The following is a 21559-nucleotide window of genomic DNA, read 5'->3' as shown; positions in this document are numbered from 1 at the left end:
GCAACGACCCTAGCCCTCGTGTGTTGCGGGCACGTGACGCACGCGGTCGGCGGCCGCGAGCCGCCGCGCCAGCCGGTCGCGCAGCCCCGAGGCCCGCTGCGCCTCGCGGGCGACCGCGGCGCGCACCGCGGCCTCCGAGGCGACCACCCGCACCTGCTGCTGGGCGCGGGTGATGGCGGTGTAGAACAGCTCGCGCGTCAGCAGCCGCGAGTCGGCCTCGGGCAGCAGCACCGTGACGTGGGCCGCCTGGCTGCCCTGGCTCTTGTGCACGGTCATCGCGTGCATCGTCTCGACGTCCTCGAGGCGGGCCGGCGAGAAGTCGCGCAGGCGCTCGGAGCCGGAGATCCAGGCCCGCAGCCGACCGTCGGGGGCGCGCACCACCGCGCCGGTCTCGCCGTTGTAGACCTCCAGCGCGTAGTCGTTGGTGGTCACCAGCAGGGGGCGCCCGACGTACCACTGGCCGAGCACGGGCTCGCCGACCTCGTCGGCCAGCCACCGCTCGACCTGCCGGTTCCACGAGCGCACCCCGTAGGGCCCGTCGCGGTGGGCGCACAGCAGCCGGTGGTCGTCGAGGGCCGCGACCGCCAGCTCGTGCTCGCCGGCCACGGCGTGGCGCCGCACCCGCAGGGCCAGGTCGAGGGAGTGCTGGCGCAGCGCGCCGGAGAGCACCTCGCCCGTCGACGGGCCCGCCGCCGCGCCCGCCACCCCGCCCTCGGCCGGCAGCTCGACGAGCTCGACCTCGTCGCTGGGCCGGCGCAGCGTGGCCAGCACCTCGTCGGCGTCGCCGGCGCGCAGCGCCTCGGCCAGCTGCTTGATGTCCTCGGTGGAGCGGAAGTTCTCGGTCAGCGAGGCGACGGGCGAGGCGTCGGTGCCCTCGCCGAAGTGGTCGCCGAAGCCGCGCACCACGTCGGCCAGCACCGCGCCGGCGCCGACCGAGGTGAGCTGGCGCGGGTCGCCGACCAGGACCAGCCGCGCCTGCGGGCGCACCGCCTCGAGCAGGCGCCCCATCATCGTCAGCTCGACCATCGACGACTCGTCGACCACGACGAGGTCGTGCTTGAGCCGGTTGCCGCGGTGGTGGCGGAACCGGGTGGCGTTGTCGGGCCGCCAGCCGAGCAGCCGGTGCAGCGTCATCGCCTCGGGGCGACCGACCCGCTCGCGGTCGGCCGGGTCGAGACCGGCGAGCTCGTCGAGCACCGCCTCCTGCAACCGGGTGGCGGCCTTGCCGGTGGGGGCCGTCAGCGCCACCGAGAACCGCTCGCCGCGGGCGGCGGCCTGGTCGGCGAGCAGCACCAGCAGCCGCGCGACCGTGGTGGTCTTGCCGGTGCCGGGACCGCCGGTCAGCACGGTGGTCCAGCGCCCGACCGCACCGACGGCGGCGCGCTCCTGCTGCTCGCTGAGCCGGTCGCCACGGATGCGGGCGCGCGCCGCGTCGAGGGCCGCCGCGTCGACCACCGGGGGCCGGGCGCCGACCCGCTCGACGAGGTCGTCGCAGACCTGGCTCTCGAGGCGGTGGTAGCGGTCGAGGTAGACGGTGCCGTCCTCCAGGTGCAGCACCCCCTGGTCGACCAGCGGCGAGGCCGCCACCGCCTCGACCCAGCCGGCCGGGTCGGGCCACCCGGCGTGCTCGAGCAGGGTGGGCGCCGCCGCGAGGTCGACGCACACCGAGCCGGAGCGCACCCCGCGCACCGCCAGGGCGAGCGCGAGCTGCACCTGCTCGTCGTCCTCACCGGCCAGCGCCGAGACCCGGCGGGCGACGTGGACGTCGGCGGCCTCGAGCAGGCCGGTGTCGTTGAAGCCGGCCAGCAGCCCGGTCGCCGAGCGCACCCGGCGCTGGTCGTGGGCGGGCAGCGGCTCGGGCGGCTCGCCCGCTCCCGCCACGGCGCCGGTGCTCGTCGGGCTCGTCGGGCTGGTCATGGCCGTCCTCCGTCCAGCAGGTCCGAGACCGCCTCGAGCAGCGCCACCGGCGGCGTCCAGCGGAAGACCCCGCAGGGCTCGCCGTCGACGAGCGGGGTCTCTGCCCCGCACATGCCGCGCAGGTAGAGGTAGAGCACCCCGCCCAGGTGCTGCGCGGGGTCGTAACCCGGCTGGCGCCAGCGCAGGAAGCGGTGCAGGACCACCGCGTAGAGCAGCGCCTGGAGCGGGTAGTCGGAGTGCGTCATCGCCGCGTCGAGCGCCTCGGGCCGGTAGGCGTGCGCGGTCAACGGCTCGTCGGGCGGGCCCAGCCAGTTGGTCTTGTAGTCGACCACCAGGTAGCGCGGCGCCCCGCCGGCACCAGCGGTGCGCAGCACGACGTCGACCGAGCCGGTCAGGTAGCCGCGCAGGGGCTGGTCGCCCAGGGCCGGCTGCTCGAGCGCGGCGGCGTAGCCGCGCACCGGGTCGCCGGCGGGCAGGTGCTCCAGCAGCAGCGGTGCCAGGTCGCCCAGGCGCACCTCGGACCCACCCTGGAGCGGGGCCGCCAGGTCGCCACCCGAGAGCGGCAGCTCGAAGTCCATCTCGCGCAGCCGGTCGCCCAGCGCGACGTCGCGCAGCCGCACCCCGGGCGCGGCGCTGCCGAGCGGGGAGTCGCACACCGTGACCAGGGCCCCGGCCAGCGCCTCCGGGTCGACGTCGACGGGCCACCAGACGAGCTGCTCGCGCACGTGGCCCAGCAGCTCGGCGTGCAGGTCGGGCGCCGCGGGGTCGGCGTGCTCGAGCACGGCGTGCACCAGGGACCCGAAGGTGGCCCCGACCGGCAGGTCGGCCATCGGGGAGGCGACCTGCAGCTGCGCCGGGGCCGGCTGCGGCGCGAGCGTCGGGGGCAGGACCGGCACCGCCGTGACGGGCTCGTCGTCCTGGGGGGTGCGCTCCGGCTCGCTGCCCACGCCCGGTCCGGTCCCGCCGCCGGTGGGGGCCGTGGACTGGTCGGCGGTCAGGGTCGCGGTCAGCGCGGAGTACGACGTGCGCCGCCACGCCGTGTCGACGGCGCGCCCGAAGCGGCGCGCCGCGAGCGGGGGCGGCGCGCCGGGCGCGGGCACCGGCGGCGGGTCGGCCCACAGCGCCGCCTCGGGCGCCGGGCCACCGCGCCGGGCCCAGGCGCCGAAGAGGCCGACGACCTCGTCGTCGGAGGGCACCGGCGGCGTGCGCGGCACCACCGGCTCGCCCTCCGCCCGTGCGAGCAGACGGTGCAGCGGCGAGGCCGGCGCGTTCTTGGTCGGCGCCCACCAGCACACGACCTGCGACTGCGCACGGGTCATCGCCACGTAGAGCAGCCGCAGCCACTCCCCCGCCTCCTCGTCGTTCCAGCGGCGCACGCTGTCACCCCAGCCGTCGGCGCCGGCGTCGCGCGGGCCGCCGACGTCGAGGCACCGCTCGCCGTCGTCGTCGTGGAAGAGCGGACGCACCGGCTTGGGCACGAACCGGTCGGCGAGTGCGGGCAGGTAGACCACGGGGTACTGCAGGCCCTTGCTGGCGTGGATCGTCACCAGCTGCACGGCGGCGGCGTCGGAGTCGAGGCGCCGGGTGCGCTCGGCACCCCGCCCGGCGCGGCCCTCGGCGACCTGCTCGCGCAGCCAGGCCAGCAGCGAGACCAGACCGAGGTGCTCGCGCTGGGCGGTCTCGTGGAGCGCCTCGCCGATGTGGCGCAGGTCGGTCAGGCGCCGCTCGCCGCCGACCTCGCGCAGCACCCGGGCGGGCAGGCCGCCGGCCGAGGCGGCCTCCATCACCGCGGCGACGCCGCGGCGCGCGGCCAGGTCGGCCCAGCGGCGCAGCACGTCGGCGACGTCGTCGGTGACGTCGTCGGGCGTGCGTCCGCCCGGTCCGGGGTCGCCGGCGAGCTCGGCGGCCGTGCGGCCGAGGAAGCAGGTCAGGGCGGCGGCGCGGACCCGGGCGCTGCGGTGCGGCTGCTCGAGGGCCTCCAGCAGGCTGAGCCACTCCACCGCGGCCGGGGTGGCGAAGACGCTGCCGCCGCCGGCGATCACGGCGGGGACGCCCTCCTCGAGCAGCGCGCGCTGGGCGGCGGCCAGGTCGGCGTGGCGGTAGGAGATGACCGCCACGTCGCGGGGCTCGAGCGGTCGGCCGTCGAAGGTGGCGCCCGAGGCCAGCAGGCGGCGCACGTCGAGGGCCAGGTCGCGGGCGACGTGCGGGCGCACCTGGGCGACGGGCAGGGCGACGCCGGGCCCGCGTCGGAAGGTCTCGCGGCGCACCGCCCGCAGGCGCAGCGGCGCGGCCACCGGGGCGCCCACGAGGCGGCGCTCCTGGTGGTGGGCGGTGACGGGGTGCACCACGATCTGCTCGTCGCCGAGCTGGGCGCCGGCGAGGAGCTCCTGGGTGGCCTCGAGCAGGGCGCCGTCGCTGCGCCAGTTGACCGCCAGGGTCTCGTGCCGGTCGGCGCTGCGCGCCGCGGCGAGGTACGTCGTGACGTCGCCGCCGCGGAAGGCGTAGATGGCCTGCTTGGGGTCGCCGATCAGCACCATGGTCGCCACGCCGCTGAACGCGCGCTCGAGCACGGTCCACTGCACCGGGTCGGTGTCCTGGAACTCGTCGACGAGCACCAGCTGCCAGCGCTCCTGCATGCGGCTGCGGGCCGGGGAGCCGGGCTCCTCGAGGGCGTGGGCGAGCTGGACCAGCAGGTCGTCGTAGGACAGCACGCCCAGGCGGCGCTTGCGCAGGTCGAGCTCCTCGCGCACGGCCCGGGCGAAGGCCACCCGCCGCCCGGCCGGGGTGGCGGGGTCGGCGTCGGCCGGCTCGAGACGGGCCTGGGGGTCGCCGACGGCGGTCCGTGCGATGGCCAGGGCGTCCGCGTGGCTGAAGACCGGGTCGCCCTCGGCGTAGGCGAAGGCCCGCAGGTAGAGGTCGTCGACGACCTCGCGCAGCAGGTCGTCGAGGTCCTCGACGAGCCGGGCCCGGGCGTCGGTGTCCCCGGCGACGCCCAACGACTCGAGCACCAGGGCGCAGAACTGGTGGGTGGTGGCGATGGTGGCCGCGTCGAAGCCGGCGAGCGCCTCGAGGACGCGGCGGTGGCGCACCTCCCGGTCGCTCCCGTCGCCCACCAGCAGGCGCAGCAGGTCGGTGCCGGCGGGCACGTCGGGGTCCCCGGCCAGGGCCCGCTCGGCCTCGACCAGCTGGGCCCGCACCCGTTCGCGCAGCTCCTGGCTGGCGGCCCGCCCGAACGTCACCACGAGCATGTCGTCGAGGCGGGCGGTGCCCTCGACGACGTAGCGGGTGACCAGGGCGCCGATGGTCCAGGTCTTGCCGGTGCCGGCGCTGGCCTCGAGCAGCGTGGTGGTGCCCGGGGCGGGCAGGTCGGGCGTGCAGACGTCGAAGCCGGTGTCCGCCTGGTCGGGCCGGGTGGGTGTGCTCACAGCGGCCCCACCCTCTCGCCACCGGTGAGCAGCGGCTCCCACAGGGTCCACGCGTGCTCGCCCAGCCCGGCGTCGAGCAGCACCGAGAGGTCGGCCCGCTCGCCGAAGGCCCGGCGGTGGTAGGGGTCGGCGTCCTCGCCCTGGATGCCGTAGGGGTGGTGCGGGTCGGTCTCCCACGCCTTGCGCGCCTGCTCCTCGGGCGAGACGTCGTCGCCCAGCAGGGTGCGGGCGTGGGCCTCGGCCCAGGCGGCGGAGGTGGCCACGGGCAGCGGCAGCGGACGACGCAGACCGAGGTCGCGCAGCTCGACGAGGCGGCGCAGCCACTCCTCGGCCCGGTGGTCGAGCGGGCCGGCCAGGGCCCGCCGGGGCCCGGCGCGCTCACGACCGACGGCGTGGGCGGTGAAGACCTCGTCGGGGTGGGCGGCGGAGAGGGCGAGCAGGTCGATCCAGGACCCCAGGCGCTGCTTGGCCCGGAGCCGCGAGTAGCCCAGCGAGAGCACCTTGCTGCCGTGGACCCCGGCGACGGTGCCGGTCAGGCGGCGGCCGCCGCCCAGGTCGACGTCGACGTCGAGGGTGCGCGGGGCCCCGACCCGCAGGTCGGCGGTGCGCTCGAAGAGCTTCTGCGACTCCTCGACGACCCCCCGCAGCGCCTGCTCACCCAGCACGCCCGGTGGCAGGGTGCCGCGCAGCTGCTCGGCGGTCATCACCGCGACCGGGTCCTGGCCGGCCAGCACCTCGCGCAGGAGGTGGTCGCCGACCGCCCAGGCCTGCAGGGCGTCGAGCGAGACCGGGATCGCGTCGCCGACCTCGTCGGGCTCGAGCGGCGTCGACACGTCGAGGCGCTGGCGCAGGAAGCTGCGCACCGGGTGCAGGAAGAAGGAGCGCAGCTCGGCCAGGGTGACGTCGCCCGGCGGCTGGGCCGGCAGGTCGCCGTCGAGCAGCGGCGCCGGAGGGACCCGCTCGGCCACCGCGGCGCGGGCCCCGCCGAGCGCGGCGGTGTCGAAGCTGAAGGGGCGCGGGTCGTGGGGCAGCAGGCCCGCCGGGGTCAGGTTGCGGGCGTCGTGGGGCTGCAGCGGGTGGTGGGTCAGCACCTGCTGGCGGACCGGAGCGGCGCAGGTGCGGTCGGCGGCGTCGAGGACCTCGCCCAGCGGGACCGCCGGCGGCCGGGACGCGCCGGAGTGCTCGTTGGCGCCGGTGTAGGTCACCACCAGCGTCTCGGTCGCCGAGAGCAGCGCGTCGAGCAGCAGCTGGCGGTCCTCGCTGCGCACGTCGCGCTCGCCGGTGAGCGGGTCGCGGGCCAGCACGTCGTCGCCGTCGGGGGCCAGGCTGCGCGGGAAGACGCCGTCGTCCAGGCCGACCAGGCAGACCACCCGGTGGGGCACCGAGCGCATCGGCACCATGGTGCAGACCGTCAGCGTGCCGGTGCGGAAGTTGGCCCGGGTGGGGCGTCCTCCCAGCCGTGAGACGAGCAGGGCGCGCACGTCGGCCAGCCGCAGCCGCACCCCCGGCCCGTCCGCGGCCGAGGCGGCCGCCCGGGACAGCTCGGTGTCGAGCTGGGCGAGCTGCCAGGCGTCGTCGGGCTCCACGTCGCCGAGGCTGCGCACGCCGTCGGCGAGGGCGCTCATCCAGGTGGCGGCGTCCTCGGCGGTCGACAGCGCGCTGACGCAGGTGTCGAGCCGGTCGACGAGCTCGGCGAGGCGCCCGACGAGGTCGATGTCGGAGCTGCCGACGTCGTCGAGGGGCAGACCGCGCCCGACCCGGCGGTGGTCGTCCTCGCTCATTGCCACGCCCAGGAGCACCCGGTCGAGGCCGGCCCGCCAGGTGTTGTGCTCGAAGCGGGCCATCGAGAAGGCGGCACGGTGCGGCGCGTCGAGGCCCCAGCGGATGCCGGCCGAGCCGACCCAGCGCGCGACCCGGTCGAGGTCGTCGTCACCCAGGCCGAAGCGCAGCCGGCAGGGCGGCGAGGAGGCCAGGTCGAGCACGTCGGAGGCGGTGACCCGGCCGCCGGCGAGCTCGACGAGCCGGCCCGCCAGCGCCAGCAGCGGGTTGGTGCTGCTCAGCGCCCGGTCGGCCAGCCGCACCCGCAGCCGGTGGGCGGGGTGGCCGCCGCCGGGGGTGTCCTCGACGGCCTCGGCCAGGCCGAACCCGGCCGAGACCAGGGGCGCGTAGGTCTCGATGTCGGGGCACATCACCAGGATGTCGCGCGGCTGCAGGGTCGGGTCGTCCTCGAGGAGCCCGACCAGCACCTCGCGCAGCACGTCGACCTGCCGGGCGGGGCCGTGGCAGGCGTGCACCTGCAGGCTGCGGTCGGCGGGGTCGTGCACCCTGCTCGCGCGCTCCTCGGGCGTGGGGGCGTGGTTGGCGCGCAGGTCGTGCTGGAGCAGGCCCAGCAGGGTCGTGGGGGCCTCGTCGGGCCCGGGCACCGGCTCGTCGCGGGGCGACAGGGGCGCGAGGGTGCGCGCCAGCTCGCGGGTGTCGCGCCCCAGCGAGGCCAGCAGCGGGTGGCCGGTGCGCTCGGTGGAGCGGTCGGCGCGGCGGCGTACGGGGCCCTCGACGTCGGCGAGGGCCTCCCACAGCCGCGGGGAGGGCTGGGGCAGCCACAGGTGCACCTCGCGGCGGCGGGCCAGCGCGCCCAGCAGCGCGACCTCGCCCGCGGGCAGCCGGGTGTGGCCGAAGAGCGAGAGCCGCCCGGGCAGGTCGAGGCCGTCGCCGCCGGCCTCGAGCGCGGCCACGGTGCGGGCCAGGCGCACGTCGGGCGGGTCGGCCGGTACCCGCTCGAGCAGGCGGCGCCACAGCTCGGGCTGCCAGGCCAGGTCGCCGGGCAGGTCACCGCCCCAGCCGTCGGTGTCGCGCCCCTCGCGCCAGTCGGTGACCAGCGACGGGCGCTGCACGGCGTACGACGAGAGCAGGCCGGCGAGGCGACGCGCCACCGACCAGCGCCGGTCGCGGCGCAGCTCGGCGTCGTCACCGTCGCGGCCGTGGCCCAGGTGCTGGGCCAGGGTGGCGCACCACGGCTCGTCGAGCGAGGCGTCGATGGTCGCGAGCAGCGGCCAGACCAGCCGGTCGGGGTCCCACGGGTCTTCGCGGTCGCGGTCGAGGAGCAGCGAGACCAGCGAGCGGGGGGTGAGGAACCGGACGCCGGCGCAGATGCCGTCGGAGCCGCGCGGGCCGGTGCCGAGGGTGTGCGAGAGGCGCTGGGTCACCCAGCGCTCGACGCCCTTGGCGGGCACCACCACGACCTCCTCGGCGAACGGGTCGGCCAGGGGCTCGGCGAGCAGCGCCCCGAGGCCGTCGACGAGCCGGTCGGTGCGGGTGGCGCGGTGGAGGTGGAGCGGCACGGCGGCAGCATCGCACGCGCCGCCGACAGCGGGACGGACCGCCGGTGGTGGGGCCGGTCGTGGGGCCGGCGGGCGGACTAGCGGTGCGAGCTGGTCTCGTGGTCCGAGTCGGCCCGCTGGATGTCGCGCTCGAGGTCGTCGATCGCCTCCGGCTTGCCGTGGAAGCGGCGGTAGCTCCACACGATCAGCCCGAGGGCGATGCCCGCGGAGAGGACCTGCGTGATGCCGAAGGCCACCCCTCCGGCCAACCACCAGGTCTCGTCGAGGAACCACCAGCGCGGGGCCTCCGGGCCGACGATCCAGAGCACGCCGAGGCCGGCGACGAACAGCGCGGCCAGGGTGGAGCCGATGATGCGCGGCCAGGTCGCGACCCCGTCGGCGGCTCCCCGCATGGCCCGGTACTTCACGGGGGCGAGCCGCTTGGCGGCCCAGTCGTACTGCTGCGAGAGCACCGCCATGCCGGCGAAGAGCATCAGCAGGCCGGGCCCGGGCAGGATCAGCGCGGCGATGCCGGCGACGACCAGCGTCCACCCGACCACCTCGAGCGTGACGCGGCGCGCAGCGGACTTCATGGCCTCGAGCATCCCAGAGGTGTCCAAGCCCCGCCAGACCCCGGGGGAGGAGCCTCGAGCCGGACGCGCGACCACACGACCAGGGCGACACCCACGGCCCCGGAGGCCACCTGCGCCACCCCGCTCCAGGTGCCGCCGGGCAGCCACGCCCACGCCGGCAGCACCCACCACGACGGGACCGCGGGGTCGAGCAGCCAGACCAGGCCGGTGGCGGCCAGGGCCAGGGTGCCGGCCAGCGAGACCAGGGTGCGCGGCCAGGTCGCGACCGAGCGGGCCGCCGCCCGCAGCCCTCGCGCCTTCCACGGCGCCAGCCGGGCCGCCACCCGCTCGTCAGCGCGCGCGAGCACGTGCACGCCCGCGGCCAGCACCAGCAGCCCCGGGCCGGGGAGCGGGTAGAGCACCACCCCGAGCAGGACCAGGGCCCAGCCGAGCGCGAGCAGCAGAGGGGTCCTCATCGAGCCAGGGTGCGGGGCGACGGCGACGGCGAGGCGTCCGCCGCCCTGCCGCCGGGCGGCCGGCCGGTGCCCGACCGGTGAACTCCGCGCCACGCGGCGGGTGTCGCGTCACACCACCCCCCACTATGTGCATAATCTCTACCTGTTCACTCGACTTAAGTAAGTAACTACTGAAAGGCTTCCCCAGATGCGCAAGCTCCTCGTGCTCGGCTTCGTCGGCCTCCTGGCCCAGCTGATCGACGGCTCGCTCGGCATGGCGTACGGCGTCACCTCCTCGACGCTGCTGCTCGCCGTCGGCCTCGCCCCGGCCGCCGCCTCCGCCGCCGTGCACTTCTCCGAGATCGGCACCTCGCTCGTCTCCGGCATCAGCCACCACAAGCTCGGCAACGTCGACTGGCGCACCGTCTCGATCCTGGCCGGCCCCGGCTTCGTCGGCGCCTTCGCCGGCGCCACCTTCCTGGCCAACCTCGACGGAGCGGTCGCCAAGCCGTGGGTCGCCGGCATCCTGCTGGGCCTGGGCCTCTACGTGATCTGGCGCTTCCTGGTGCTGGGCGGGCGTCGCCCGCAGTTCCGCTCGCGCCCCTCGGTGCGGATGCTGGCCCCGATGGGTCTCGTCGGTGGCGCGCTCGACGCCGTGGGCGGCGGCGGCTGGGGCCCGGTCGGCACCACCACCCTGCTCTCCTCGGGCCGCCTCGAGCCCCGCAAGGTGGTCGGCTCCATCGACACCTCGGAGTTCGTGGTCGCGGTCGGCGGCTCGCTCGGCTTCATCTGGGCGCTCGGCTCGGCCGGCATCCCGTGGTCCTACGCGCTGGCGCTGCTCGCCGGTGGCGTCGTGGCCGCGCCGGTGGCGGCGTGGCTGGTCAAGATCATGGCTGCCCGCGTGCTCGGCGTCGCGGCCGGCGGCCTGATCGTGCTGACCAACTCCAAGACCATCGCCGAGGCCTTCGGCGCCTCGGGCGCCCAGGTGGGCGCGCTCGCCGCGGCGCTGTTCGTGCTGTGGGTCAGCGGCATCGTCTGGGCCGTGCGCCAGGAGCGCGCCTCGCGGCGCCTGGACGCCGAGCTCGCCGCCCTCACGCCGGTCGACGCCTGACGAGCCCACCTCGGGGCCGCGTCCGGGTCACTCCTCGACGGGGGGCTGCCCGGACGCGGTGTCCGGGAGGGGGTCGCGCAGGTGGCTCCCGATGCGCAGCCACCAGCGCGCCGCTCCCCGGACCTGCTCCGGCACCTCCGGGTCGTCGGCCAGCTCGCCCAGCAACGGCCAGCCGGCGAGCCCGGCCGCGTGCATGCCACCGACCGGGCCCAGCCCGGTCTCCGGGTCGGAGACCACCCGGCGCAGCGACGCGTCGCTGACCGGGACGTGCGCGCGGACCGCCCAGAGGACGTCGCGCAGGGGCAGGTCGTCACCGACCAGCCGCTCGCGGACCCGGGCCGGCAGGTAGCCGTCGACCAGGAGGAGGACGCGGGACGCCGCCCGCTCCCGCAGCCACGGGTCGGGGTGCTCCTCGGAGATCGAGACGACGGCGTCGACGCAGACCCGGCTCACCGGCGGCAGCGCGGCCAGCAGCATCCCGCTGGTCTGCGAGCGCGCCGACCGGCCGTCGCCGATGAACTCGTGGAGCAGCCGGGCCAGCAGCGGCTGGTAGGGCAGCCCCAGCGCGGCCGACGCCTCCTCCGCGTGCAGCTGGCAGACCCGCACCAGGGCCTCGCGCCCCTCGGGCTGGAGCGCCTCGCCGACGGGGGCCGGGGCGTGCCCGAGCCGCCCCCGCACCTCGGCCAGCTCGGCCGGCGGTACCAGCCGCAGGAGGTGCGAGAGCCAGTGCCAGCGAGATCCCGCCGGGCCCGCGTCGTTGTAGTGCTCGACGAGCAGGTCCAGCACCGGGCCCCAGAAGTCGGGCGACCCGTGCGACTCGGCCATCGTGCTCAGCCCGACCGCGGCACCCTGCACGACCACGTCCCGGTCGTCACCCAGCAGGTCGACCAGCCAGGACCGGGTCACGGGGTCCGAGGCCTCCCCCACCGCGCTCATCAGGTCGTTGACCACCTGCACGTGCGGCTCCGTGAGCATCTCCGCCGCGGCGGCGCGCACCACCCCGCCCCATTCGCTGCGCCGCAGCGTGGCCAGGGCGTCGTACCGCGTCAGGTAGCTGGGTCCCTGGGCGCGCACCAGCTCCGTCATCAGCGCGCACACCCGCTCCTGGGCGATGCCGACGGGTAGCGAGACGTTCCCGGGCTGGGACAGCGAGCGCGCCCAGTCGCGCCACTGACCGCCCGTGGCGCGGCCCTCGAGGACGGGCGCGTGCAGCCGCGACATCTCCTCGGGCCCGGCGACGCGGGCGAGCGGCGCACGGTCGACCGGGCTGTAGGGGAAGGTGCGGCAGACGACGTCGACGGCGGCACGCAGGGACCCCGGGGCCAGCGCCAGCGCCTCCTCGTACGCCGCCACGACCCGGTCGTCGCGCACGACGCCGGTCTCGACCCGGTGCAGCGACGACGTGCTGGTGCTCAGGCCCTGCCACTCCAGCCGCGTGACCATGTCACCGAGGCGGTGGGCCGGACGCTCGGGGGCGGTGAGCCGGGCCATCCGCAGCAACCACCCGACGCGCACGCCGACGTCGACGGTCGGGCCGCCGAGGGGCGTGGGGTCGTCGAGGGGTTTGAGGGGGGCGCCACGGGACTGCTCGGTACCCATGCGCCGCCCCCTCTTCGCCTGTGAGCCGACTGTGTGCCGACTGTGAGGACAAAGAGTAAAGATCGGTCCCCACGCGGTCAGCGTGCTTCACCCGTGCGGGTGAGGTCGGTCACCTGCCCCGGGCGGGCCAGACCCGCGACCACGACGTCGGCCAGCGCCCGGTAGGCCGCGGCGTCGCTGAGCCCGGTCGCGGCGCCGACCCGGCCGGCCTGGATGCCGGCCATCACCTCGGCGACCGCGGCGCCGACGAAGACGGCGTCGACCGGGCGCAGGGCCCCCGCCTCGACCCCCGCGTCGACCAGGGCGCGCACCCGCCGGGCGGCGTACCGGGTGTTCTCCTCGTAGACCTCACCGGCGGGCGGGTGCGCCACGAGGTCGGCGTAGAACTGCGGCGAGGCGGGCGCGAGCTCGTCGGAGACGCCGAGCAGGTAGGTGCGCAGCCGCGCGGCCGGGTCGGGCTCGGCGAGCACCCGCTCCTCGATGCGCTGCGCCGCGCCGCGGAACCAGTCGCGCAGCGTGGCGAGCACGATCTCGGGCTTCGAGTCCGCCACCAGGTAGAGCGAGGAGCGCGAGCAGCGCAGCCGGGAGGCCAGGTCGCCGACGCCGAACCCGAGGAAGCCCTCGGCCAGGAACAGGCGGGCCAGGCGGTCGAGCAGCTCGACGCGGCGCTGCTCGGCCCGTGGGAGGGGGTCGACCGTGCTCACACCGGCACCCTAGGCGCTCGGCGACCGACCGGGTACCAGATCCCGTAGCCTGGTACCCGACCCCGCCCCCCCGTCCTCAGGAGGACCCATGCCCGCCCGCCGCGTCCTGGCCACCGACGAGTCCGCCGAGCTGCTGGCGCTGGTACGTCGCATCGCCACCGAGGAGCTGGCCCCCCGGGTGGCCGCGGCCGAGGCCGACGAGGAGTTCCCCCGCGACGTCTTCCGGCTGCTGGGCCGCAGCGGGCTGCTGGGCCTGCCCTACCCCGAGGAGCAGGGGGGTGCCGGCCTGCCCTACGAGGTCTACCTGCAGGTGCTCGAGGAGATCGCCGCGGTGTGGTCGTCGGTCGGGGTGGGTGTCTCCGTGCACGCCCTGAGCTGCTTCGGGCTCGCGGAGTTCGGCACCGACGAGCAGCGCCGCCGGTGGCTGCCCGACATGCTCGGCGGCGAGCTGCTCGGCGCCTACTGCCTCTCGGAGGCCCACGCCGGCTCCGACCCGGCCGCGATGCGCACCACCGCGCGCCGCGACGGCGACGACTACGTCATCGACGGGGCGAAGGCCTGGACCACCCATGGCGGGCACGCCGACTTCTACAAGGTGATGGCCCGCACGTCCGAGGACCGCGGCGGCATCTCCTGCTTCCTGGTGCCGGCCGACACCCCCGGCCTGGTCGCCGACCCGCCCGAGCGCAAGATGGGCCTGACGGGCTCGGCCACCGCCACGATGCGCTTCGACGGCGTCCGGGTGCCGGTCGAGCGGCGCCTCGGCGCCGAGGGCGAGGGGCTGCGCATCGCGCTGGCCGGGCTCGACTCCGGGCGGCTGGGCATCGCCGCGGTCGCCACCGGCCTGGCCCAGGGCGCCCTCGACCACGCCCTGGCCTACGCCCGCGAGCGCGAGACCTTCGGCCGCCCGATCATCGAGCACCAGGGGCTGGCGTTCGTGCTGGCCGACATGGAGGCCGCGGTGCAGAGCGCCCGCGCCACGGTGCTGCACGCGGCCCGGCTCAAGGACGCCGGCCAGCCGTTCGGTCGCGAGGCCTCGATCGCCAAGCTGGTGGCCACCGACAACGCCATGAAGGTCACCACCGACGCGGTCCAGGTGCTCGGCGGCTACGGCTACACCCGCGACTTCCCGGTCGAGCGCTACATGCGCGAGGCCAAAGTGATGCAGATCTTCGAGGGCACCAACCAGATCCAGCGGATGGTCGTGGCCCGCTCGCTCGACAAGGACGCCGCCGGGGCCATCACCCACCGCTGACCCGGCGCCACTTCCTCCGCGAGCCGACGCCAGTTCCTCCCGGGTCGGGAACTCACGACGGCTCGGCGCGGAACTGGCGACGGGTCGGCGCGGGACTGGCGCCGGGTCGCGGGGAGCGGGAGGCCGGGTGGGAGGCTGGCCCGGTGGACCTCCCGACCGCCGCCGACGTCGACGCGGCCGCCGACCGCCTCGCCGACATCCTGGGCCCGACGCCGCTGCACCGCAGCGACCGGCTCTCGACCCTGCTCGAGCTCGAGGTGTGGCTCAAGCGCGAGGACCTGCAGCCGGTGCGCTCCTACAAGCTGCGCGGCGCGTTCACGCTCATCGACCAGCTCCCCGCCGAGGCGCGCGAGCGCGGCGTGACCTGCGCGAGCGCCGGCAACCACGCGCAGGGCGTCGCCTTCGCCTGCGCCCGCGCCGGGGTGCGCGCCCGCGTCCACCTGCCGCGCACCACCCCGCGCCAGAAGCGCGAGCGGGTCGCGGTGCTCGGCGCCGGGCTCGTCGAGGTGGTGATCGTCGGCGACACCTACGACGAGGCGGCCGCGGCCAGTGCGGCGTACGCCCTCGAGAGCGGCGCGACGCCGGTGCCGGCCTTCGACGACCCGCGCACCATCGCCGGGCAGGGCACGGTGGCGCGCGAGCTGCTCACCCAGCTCGACGCGCAGACCGGCCGCACGCCCGACGCGGTGGTCGTGCCGGTCGGCGGCGGTGGGCTGGTCGCCGGGCTGCTGACCTACCTGGGCGTCCACGCCCCCCAGGTGCGCGTCGTCGGCGCCGAGCCGGCGGGGGCGGGCAGCATGGCCGCGGCGCTCGAGGCGGGCGAGCCGGTGGCGCTGGCCGACCTCGACGGCTTCGTCGACGGCGCCGCCGTACGCCGCGTCGGCACCTGGACCCACGCCGTCGTCGCCCGGCACCAGCCGCCCATGGTGGCGGTGCCCGAGGGCCTGGCCTGCGTCGAGATGCTCGACCTCTACCAGTCCGACGGCATCATCGCCGAGCCCGCGGGCGCCCTCGCGAGCGCCGCGCTGCGGCTGCCGATGGACGCCGGCGGGCCGGTGCTGGCGCCCGGGTCGCTGGTCGTGGCGATCGTCTCGGGCGGCAACAACGACGTCAGCCGCTACGCCGAGGTGGTCGAGCGGGCGCTGGTCCACGAGGGGCTCAAGCACTACTTCCTGGTCGAGTTCCCCCAGGAGCCCGGCGCGCTGCGCCGCTTCCTCGACGAGGTGCTGGGCCCCGACGACGACATCACCCTCTTCGAGTACGTCAAGCGCAGCAACCGGGAGACCGGCCCGGCGCTGGTCGGCGTCGAGCTCGCCGACGCCGGCGACCTCGCCGGGCTGCTGGGCCGCATGGAGGCCTCGCCGCTGCGCGTGGAGCAGGTGCCGCCCGAGAGCCCGCTCTTCCGCTGGGTGATGTAGACCCGCGCTGTCGGGGGCTGGTCCGGGAGCTGGTGGGACTAGTCGGGGGTCTGCGTCGAGTCGTCGCGGGTGCCCTCGGGGTCCTCGGTGCGCTCCTCGGAGTCGGCCAGGATCGCCTCGGCCTGCGCCTGCGGGTCGGCGCTGCCGGCCTCGCGCTCCTCGGGCAGCAGCTCCGCGCGCGAGGCGACCGCGTCGGGGTCGGGGCCGTCGTGGTCGGGGGCCTGCCCGGTGGGCTCGGTGGCGTCCATGCCTCGACGCTAGCGCGGCCCCGCCCACCCTGACCGCATGGCGGACACCGGCTGTGACGGGCGTAACCCGCGGCCCGTTGGCCAGTTGCACCAGTGAGCACCTCCCTCGGCCGCCGGCCGTCGGGGGCGCGACCATGCACTCGAGGGCGCTCGGACGCCCCCAGGGGAGGACTCGGACATGACCCACAAGCCCGCTCGCGGACTGGCGCTGGTGGCCACCGGCGCCCTCGTCGCGCTCTCGGCCGCACCCGCCACGGCCGCGACCCCCGTCGCCCAGGCCGACGCCACGGCGCTGACGCTGACGGTGGCGAGCACGCCCACCGACTCCGGCGCCTTCTCCTCCACCCACGACGGCAGCTCCGAGTCCACCTCCGGCTCCGACCGGCCGGCACTCTCGGTCGCCACCGGGCAGTCCTTCGCCCAGGTCGGCACCCTCGCCCAGGACGCCCGCACCCGCGTCGAGGATAAGCAGGGCTACGCCGAGGCGTGCGCCGGGCTCGCCGGCGACGGCGCCACCGTGGTCGGCGTCGGCGAGGGCGGCTGCCTCACCCCGGGCCAGAACGTGCGCCTCAACGCCGCGACCGTCGACCTGTCCGGCCTGCGCATCGTCGAGGCCGAGTTCCTCGCCGGTCTCGACCAGCAGCTGCAGGACGCCCTCGCCCCGGTGCTCGACGAGCTGCTCTCGGCGCTCTCCGGGGGGCTCGAGCAGGCCCTGACCGGCCTGGGCGACCTGGGCGTCTTCCTCGACGCCGGCGTCATCCAGAGCCAGTGCACCGCCGGCCCCGGCACCTCCGCGGGCTCCGCGCAGATCGTCGACGCGGCGGCGTACGTCGAGGTCGGCGGCAGCCGCGTCGACCTGGTCGCGCTGCCGGTCAACCCCGAGCCCAACACCCACGTGGTCACCGACCTCGGGGCGGTCACGCAGGAGGTGCTCGACGCCGTGCGCACCGAGCTCGAGACCGCCGTCGACGGCGCCCTGGGCCCCCTGACCGCGGTCGTCGACGGCGCCGAGGTGCTGGCCGAGGCCCTCGGCCAGGTCGGCGAGCAGCTGGCCCCGCTCGAGGACAACGTCATCGACATCCTGCTCAACGAGCAGGTGCAGGTCGCCGACGACGAGATCGAGGTGACCGCGCTGAACCTGTCGGTGCTGCCGGCCGCCCAGGAGTTCGACGTCGACCTGCTGCGCGCCGAGATCGGCCGCTCGCACTGCGGCCCGACCGGTCGCGTCGGCACGCCGACCCCGGAGCCGACCCCCGAGCCCACCGACCCGCCGGCCCCGGTGCCGACCTCGGTGCCGGCCGGTGTCGAGACCGCCGCCTCCGACGGCGGCATGGGCGCCGCGGGCAACCTCTCGCTGGTGGGCCTGCTGGCCCTGGCCGCGGGCGCCGGCGTCGCGAGCTGGCGCCGCAGCCTGCGCGGCTGAGACGGGCGCGGTCGTGGAGGTGCTGACGGCCCGGCTGCGGGCCCTGACCTCCACGCTGGGCGTGCTGGCGCTCGGGATGGTGCTGCTCGGGATCGTCCTGCCCAGCGGCGACGACGACGGCTACACCTCCCTCGACCCCGCCGCCCCGGTGCGGCTCTCGGTGCCCTCGCTCGACATCCGCGCCCCCGTCAACGCCATCGAGGTCGGTGAGGACCGCGTGCTCGACCCGCCGGCCGACGTCCTCGACGTCGGCTGGTGGGACGGCAGCGCCCTGCCGGGCCAGGACACCGGGCGCACCGTCATCGCCGGGCACACCGTGCACACGGGCGGCGGTTCGCTCGACCGGCTCGCCGACGTGCGGCGCGGCGCCGTGATCGACGTGCTGACCCGCAACGGCACGATGCGCTACGAGGTGCGGCGCACCAAGGTCTACGACAAGCACCAGCTGGCCCGCAACGCCGCCACGGTCTTCGGCCAGGACGCCGGCGACGGCCGGCTGGTGCTGGTCTCGTGCGCCGACTGGGACGGCAGCGCCTACGACAGCAACGTGGTCGTCTACGCCGACCCCGTCGGCAGCCCGGTCTCGACCTCGGCCACCTGAGTCACGCGGCGACCCGCCCGTCGAGGAACATCTGCAGGCGGCTGCGCAGCGAGCCCAGCGACCCGGGGCCCGGCGGGTCGTTGACGCTGCGGCAGACCCACCCGAGCCGGCGCGCCACGTCGCTGGCCCGCACGAGGTCCTCGTGGCTCGCCCCGCCCACGCCCTGCCACCCCGCCAGGTAGGTGTCGCGGTAGGGCGTGACGTCCTCGGAGCGCTCGACGTCGTCGAGGCCCCACGCCAGCACCCCGTCGAGCGTCACGGCCAGGGTCAGGAACGGGTGGGTCAGGCAGGCGTCGCCCCAGTCGAGCACCCGGACCCGGCCCTCGCGCACGAAGACCTGGGCGTCGTGCAGGTCGTCGTGCTGCAACGTGTCGGGCAGCCCCGAGGCGGCCAGCTCGGCGCACAGGTCGCGCACCAGCGGCACGGCCGCCAGCGCCGCCGCCCCGAGGTCGCCGAGGTCGGGAGCCAGCCGGCCGACCAGGTCGGCGTACCGGTCGGGCAGGAGCGGCAGGCGCAGGTCGGGCAGCCCCTCGGCCCGCAGCGCCGGGGCGTCCGCCACGACGTCGCGCTGCAGCGAGGCGTAGAGCGACAGCGCCTCGTGCCAGGGCGCGAGGGTGCGCTCGCGGGCGCCGAGCTCGCGCAGCGTCTCGCCCGCGTCGGCCAGCAGCAGCCAGCCGCGCTCGGCGTCGGCCCCGAGCACCGGTGCCACGGCCTCGGGCCGGCGCCGCGCGAGCAGGGTGGTGACCGCCACCTCGTGGCGCAGGGCGGGCACGACCGCCTTGGCCCACACCGGCCCGCACGTGGTCGGCACCCGCAGCACCGTGCCCCACGGGCGCACGTGCGGCTGGGTGGCCTCGCCGTCCACCCCGAGCCCGAAGACCTCGAGGCGCGACCGCACCCAGGCCAGCAGCTCCTCGCGGAGGGCCGGCGCCGCCGGGTCGTCGTACGTCGTCACCGGTCCAGGCTCCGCCGCCACCCGCACCCCGCGCCACCCAATTAGCCGACCCGGCGCAGATCTCCCGCTGACCCGTCCCAGATCTCGCGCCGACCCGGCGCGTTCCGACACCCGGGACCGGGTTCCTGCCCCTGCGGGTGGTCGACGCGTCACCACCACTGCGTCAAGGTGGAGCTGGACGCGTCGTACGGCGTGCCTTCACACCGGAACCACGAGGACTGCCGGCAGATGACACAGACGAGCACCACCACGACCACGAGCAGCACCAGCAGCGAGACCGGGAGCGAGTGGGACGCCGACTCGCTCGGGCGGCGCTTCGAGGAGGTGCGCGGACGCACCGAGGCGCTCGCCGCCCCCCTCTCCCCCGAGGACCAGACGGTCCAGTCGATGCCGGACGTCTCGCCCACGAAGTGGCACCGCGCCCACGTGACCTGGTTCTTCGAGACGTTCCTGCTCGCCGAGGCCGAGCCGGGCTTCACGCCCTTCCAGGACAAGTACTGGTTCCTCTTCAACTCCTACTACGAGACCCTCGGGCCGAGGTACGCCCGGCCCGACCGGGGGCTGGTCACCCGCCCCGGCGCCCACGAGGTGGGTGACTACCGCGCCGACGTCGACGCCCGCGTGCGCGACCTCGTCGACTCCCTCGACGGCGGCAGCCTCGAGAAGCTGACCCCGACCATCGAGCTCGGCTTCCACCACGAGCAGCAGCACCAGGAGCTGCTGCTGATGGACATCAAGCACGTGCTCTCCCGCAACCCCCTGCAGCCCGTGTACGCCGGCAGCCCGGTCGAGCGCTGCGAGCCCGACACCCTCGGCTGGGTCGAGGTGGAGGGTGGTCTGGTGGAGGTCGGGCACGAGGGCGCGGGGTTCTCCTTCGACAACGAGATGCCCCGGCACCGGCAGTGGCTGGAGCCCTACCGCCTCGCCGACCGCCTGGTCACCAACGGCGAGTGGCTGGCCTTCATGGCCGACGGCGGCTACGAGCGCCACGAGCTGTGGCTCTCCGACGGCTGGGGCAAGGTGCGCGGCGAGGGCTGGGCGGCCCCGCTCTACTGGACCGAGCACGACGGGGTCTGGTTCGAGCACACGCTGCACGGCACCTGGCCGGTCAACCCGGGCCTGCCGGTGGCCCACGTCAGCTTCTACGAGGCCGAGGCGTTCGCGACCTGGGCCGGGAAGCGGCTGCCGACCGAGGCCGAGTGGGAGCACGCGGTCGTCACCGACGGCCAGGGCGGCCAGCACGGCCGCGACCCGCAGGTGGTCGGCAACCTCGCCGACGACGCCTCCTTCCACCCCCGGCCCGCGGGCCCCGCCCCCGCCGGCAGCCGGTTGCGCCAGGTGCACGGCGACTGCTGGGAGTGGACCGCCTCGGCCTACCACCCCTACCCGGGCTTCCACCCGCCCGCCGGCGCGATCGGCGAGTACAACGGCAAGTTCATGTCCAACCAGATGGTGCTGCGGGGCGGCTGCGCCCTGACCCCGGCGGGCCACGCGCGGGCGTCGTACCGCAACTTCTTCCCGCACGCCGCCCGCTGGGCGCTGTCGGGGGTCCGCCTGGCCGACGGCGGGGCGCCCGCATGAGCGCGCCCGAGCCGGTCGTGCAGGTGCTGCTCGACCCAGACTGGGCGACCGGGTCGCTGGTCGACGACGTGCGCGCCGGGCTGGGCGCGCGGCCGCTGCGGCTGCCCCCCAAGTGGCTCTACGACGACGAGGGCTCCCGGCTCTTCGACGAGATCACCCGGCTGCCCGAGTACTACCCGACCGAGGCCGAGCGCTCGATCCTGGCGGCGTACGCCGACGACATCGTCGCGGCCTGCGACGCCACCACCGTCGTCGAGCTCGGCAGCGGCACCAGCGACAAGACCCGGCTGCTGCTCGACGCCTTCGCCGGGGCGGGCGCGCTGCACCGCTTCGTGCCGGTCGACGTCTCCGAGCAGACGCTGCGCGACGCCGCGACGATGCTGACCCAGCGCTACCCCGACACCGCGGTCGAGGCGATCGTCGGCGACTTCACCCTCCACCTGGGCCACCTGCCCGAGGGCCAGCGCCGGCTGGTGGCGTTCCTCGGCAGCACCATCGGCAACCTCTACGCCGAGGAGCGCAGCGCCTTCCTCGGCGAGCTGGCCGACGCGCTGGCGCCGGGTGACTGGCTGCTGCTCGGCACCGACCTGGTCAAGGACGCCGACCGGCTGGTGGCGGCGTACGACGACGCGCAGGGGGTGACCGAGGCGTTCGTGCGGAACTGCCTGGTGGTGCTCAACCGCGAGCTCGGCGCCGACTTCGACCCGGCCCGCTTCGACTACGCACCGCTGTGGGACGCCCGGCGGGGCCGGATGGACCTCCGGCTGCGCTCCACCGAGGCGCAGGTCGTCAAGGTGCCCGGCGCCGACGTCGAGGTCGAGATCGCCGCGGGCGAGGAGGTGCAGGTGGAGATCTCCACCAAGTTCCGCCCCGAGCAGGTGGCGCGTGAGCTGGGCGCGGCCGGGTTCGAGGTGCGCGAGACCTGGACCGACCCCGCCGGCGACTTCGCGGTCACCCTGGCCCGTCTCACCTGAGCGG

The 21559-nt window shown here is 76.2% G+C and carries 16 protein-coding genes; 7 read left to right on the top strand and 9 right to left on the bottom strand.

The features are described from left to right. Window positions 1-9: 9 nt before the first annotated feature. From recD to OCU29_RS04380, 5 genes are all read right to left on the bottom strand, one after another. On the bottom strand, window positions 10-1917 hold the full coding sequence (gene recD, locus OCU29_RS04400; protein ID WP_261818943.1) for an exodeoxyribonuclease V subunit alpha: 1908 nt from the start codon (window positions 1915-1917) through the stop codon (window positions 10-12). After that, window positions 1914-5342 carry a UvrD-helicase domain-containing protein gene (locus OCU29_RS04395; protein WP_261818942.1) on the bottom strand — a complete coding sequence of 1143 codons (3429 nt, stop codon included), beginning with the start codon at window positions 5340-5342 and terminating at the stop codon, window positions 1914-1916. Before OCU29_RS04395 ends, recD begins: the two co-directional genes overlap by 4 nt. Next, window positions 5339-8680, bottom strand: a complete 3342-nt coding sequence (gene recC, locus OCU29_RS04390) for an exodeoxyribonuclease V subunit gamma (RefSeq protein WP_261818941.1) — start codon at window positions 8678-8680, stop codon at window positions 5339-5341. Before recC ends, OCU29_RS04395 begins: the two co-directional genes overlap by 4 nt. A 77-nt stretch (window positions 8681-8757) precedes the next feature. After that, window positions 8758-9252, bottom strand: a complete 495-nt coding sequence (locus tag OCU29_RS04385) for a PGPGW domain-containing protein (RefSeq protein ID WP_261818940.1) — start codon at window positions 9250-9252, stop codon at window positions 8758-8760. Beyond that, window positions 9249-9707: a PGPGW domain-containing protein gene (locus tag OCU29_RS04380; RefSeq protein WP_261818939.1), complete on the bottom strand. Its 459-nt coding sequence runs from the start codon at window positions 9705-9707 to the stop codon at window positions 9249-9251. Before OCU29_RS04380 ends, OCU29_RS04385 begins: the two co-directional genes overlap by 4 nt. Before the next feature lie 187 nt (window positions 9708-9894). Between OCU29_RS04380 and OCU29_RS04375 the strand changes: the two genes are divergently transcribed. Then, on the top strand, window positions 9895-10797 hold the full coding sequence (locus tag OCU29_RS04375; RefSeq protein WP_261818938.1) for a sulfite exporter TauE/SafE family protein: 903 nt from the start codon (window positions 9895-9897) through the stop codon (window positions 10795-10797). 27 nt (window positions 10798-10824) lie between these two features. Here the strand turns inward: OCU29_RS04375 and OCU29_RS04370 are convergent, their stop codons facing one another. Then, window positions 10825-12396: a hypothetical protein gene (locus tag OCU29_RS04370; protein WP_261818937.1), complete on the bottom strand. Its 1572-nt coding sequence runs from the start codon at window positions 12394-12396 to the stop codon at window positions 10825-10827. Window positions 12397-12473: 77 nt separating this feature from the next. After that, window positions 12474-13100: a TetR/AcrR family transcriptional regulator gene (locus OCU29_RS04365; protein WP_261818936.1), complete on the bottom strand. Its 627-nt coding sequence runs from the start codon at window positions 13098-13100 to the stop codon at window positions 12474-12476. Between the two features lie 88 nt (window positions 13101-13188). Here OCU29_RS04365 and OCU29_RS04360 point away from each other — a divergent pair, with 88 nt between their 5' ends. Both OCU29_RS04360 and ilvA read left to right on the top strand, forming a co-directional pair. After that, window positions 13189-14355 (top strand): acyl-CoA dehydrogenase family protein, encoded by a 1167-nt coding sequence (locus OCU29_RS04360; RefSeq protein ID WP_261818935.1) that lies wholly within the window; start codon window positions 13189-13191, stop codon window positions 14353-14355. A gap of 143 nt (window positions 14356-14498) precedes the next feature. Next, window positions 14499-15773: a threonine ammonia-lyase IlvA gene (gene ilvA, locus OCU29_RS04355; protein ID WP_261818934.1), complete on the top strand. Its 1275-nt coding sequence runs from the start codon at window positions 14499-14501 to the stop codon at window positions 15771-15773. 38 nt (window positions 15774-15811) lie between these two features. Here the strand turns inward: ilvA and OCU29_RS04350 are convergent, their stop codons facing one another. Further along, on the bottom strand, window positions 15812-16021 hold the full coding sequence (locus OCU29_RS04350) for a hypothetical protein (protein ID WP_261818933.1): 210 nt from the start codon (window positions 16019-16021) through the stop codon (window positions 15812-15814). Between the two features lie 178 nt (window positions 16022-16199). Here OCU29_RS04350 and OCU29_RS04345 point away from each other — a divergent pair, with 178 nt between their 5' ends. Then, on the top strand, window positions 16200-17444 hold the full coding sequence (locus tag OCU29_RS04345) for a hypothetical protein (RefSeq protein WP_261818932.1): 1245 nt from the start codon (window positions 16200-16202) through the stop codon (window positions 17442-17444). Between the two features lie 13 nt (window positions 17445-17457). Further along, complete coding sequence (locus OCU29_RS04340) at window positions 17458-18045, top strand: class F sortase (RefSeq protein WP_261818931.1); 588 nt, start codon at window positions 17458-17460, stop codon at window positions 18043-18045. Window position 18046: 1 nt separating this feature from the next. Here the strand turns inward: OCU29_RS04340 and OCU29_RS04335 are convergent, their stop codons facing one another. Next, entirely contained in the window at window positions 18047-19000 is a 954-nt protein-coding gene (locus tag OCU29_RS04335) for an aminoglycoside phosphotransferase family protein (RefSeq protein ID WP_261818930.1), read from the bottom strand. Between the two features lie 228 nt (window positions 19001-19228). Between OCU29_RS04335 and egtB the strand changes: the two genes are divergently transcribed. Then, complete coding sequence (egtB, locus tag OCU29_RS04330; protein WP_179615029.1) at window positions 19229-20581, top strand: ergothioneine biosynthesis protein EgtB; 1353 nt, start codon at window positions 19229-19231, stop codon at window positions 20579-20581. Then, window positions 20578-21555, top strand: coding sequence for an L-histidine N(alpha)-methyltransferase (egtD, locus tag OCU29_RS04325; RefSeq protein ID WP_179615028.1), 978 nt, complete (start codon window positions 20578-20580; stop codon window positions 21553-21555). Before egtB ends, egtD begins: the two co-directional genes overlap by 4 nt. Window positions 21556-21559 lie beyond the last annotated feature (4 nt).

The organism is Nocardioides sp. OK12 (assembly GCF_024341885.1).
Classification (GTDB): Bacteria; Actinomycetota; Actinomycetes; order Propionibacteriales; family Nocardioidaceae; genus Nocardioides; species Nocardioides marinisabuli.
This window is presented reverse-complemented; position numbering and strand designations above follow the sequence as displayed.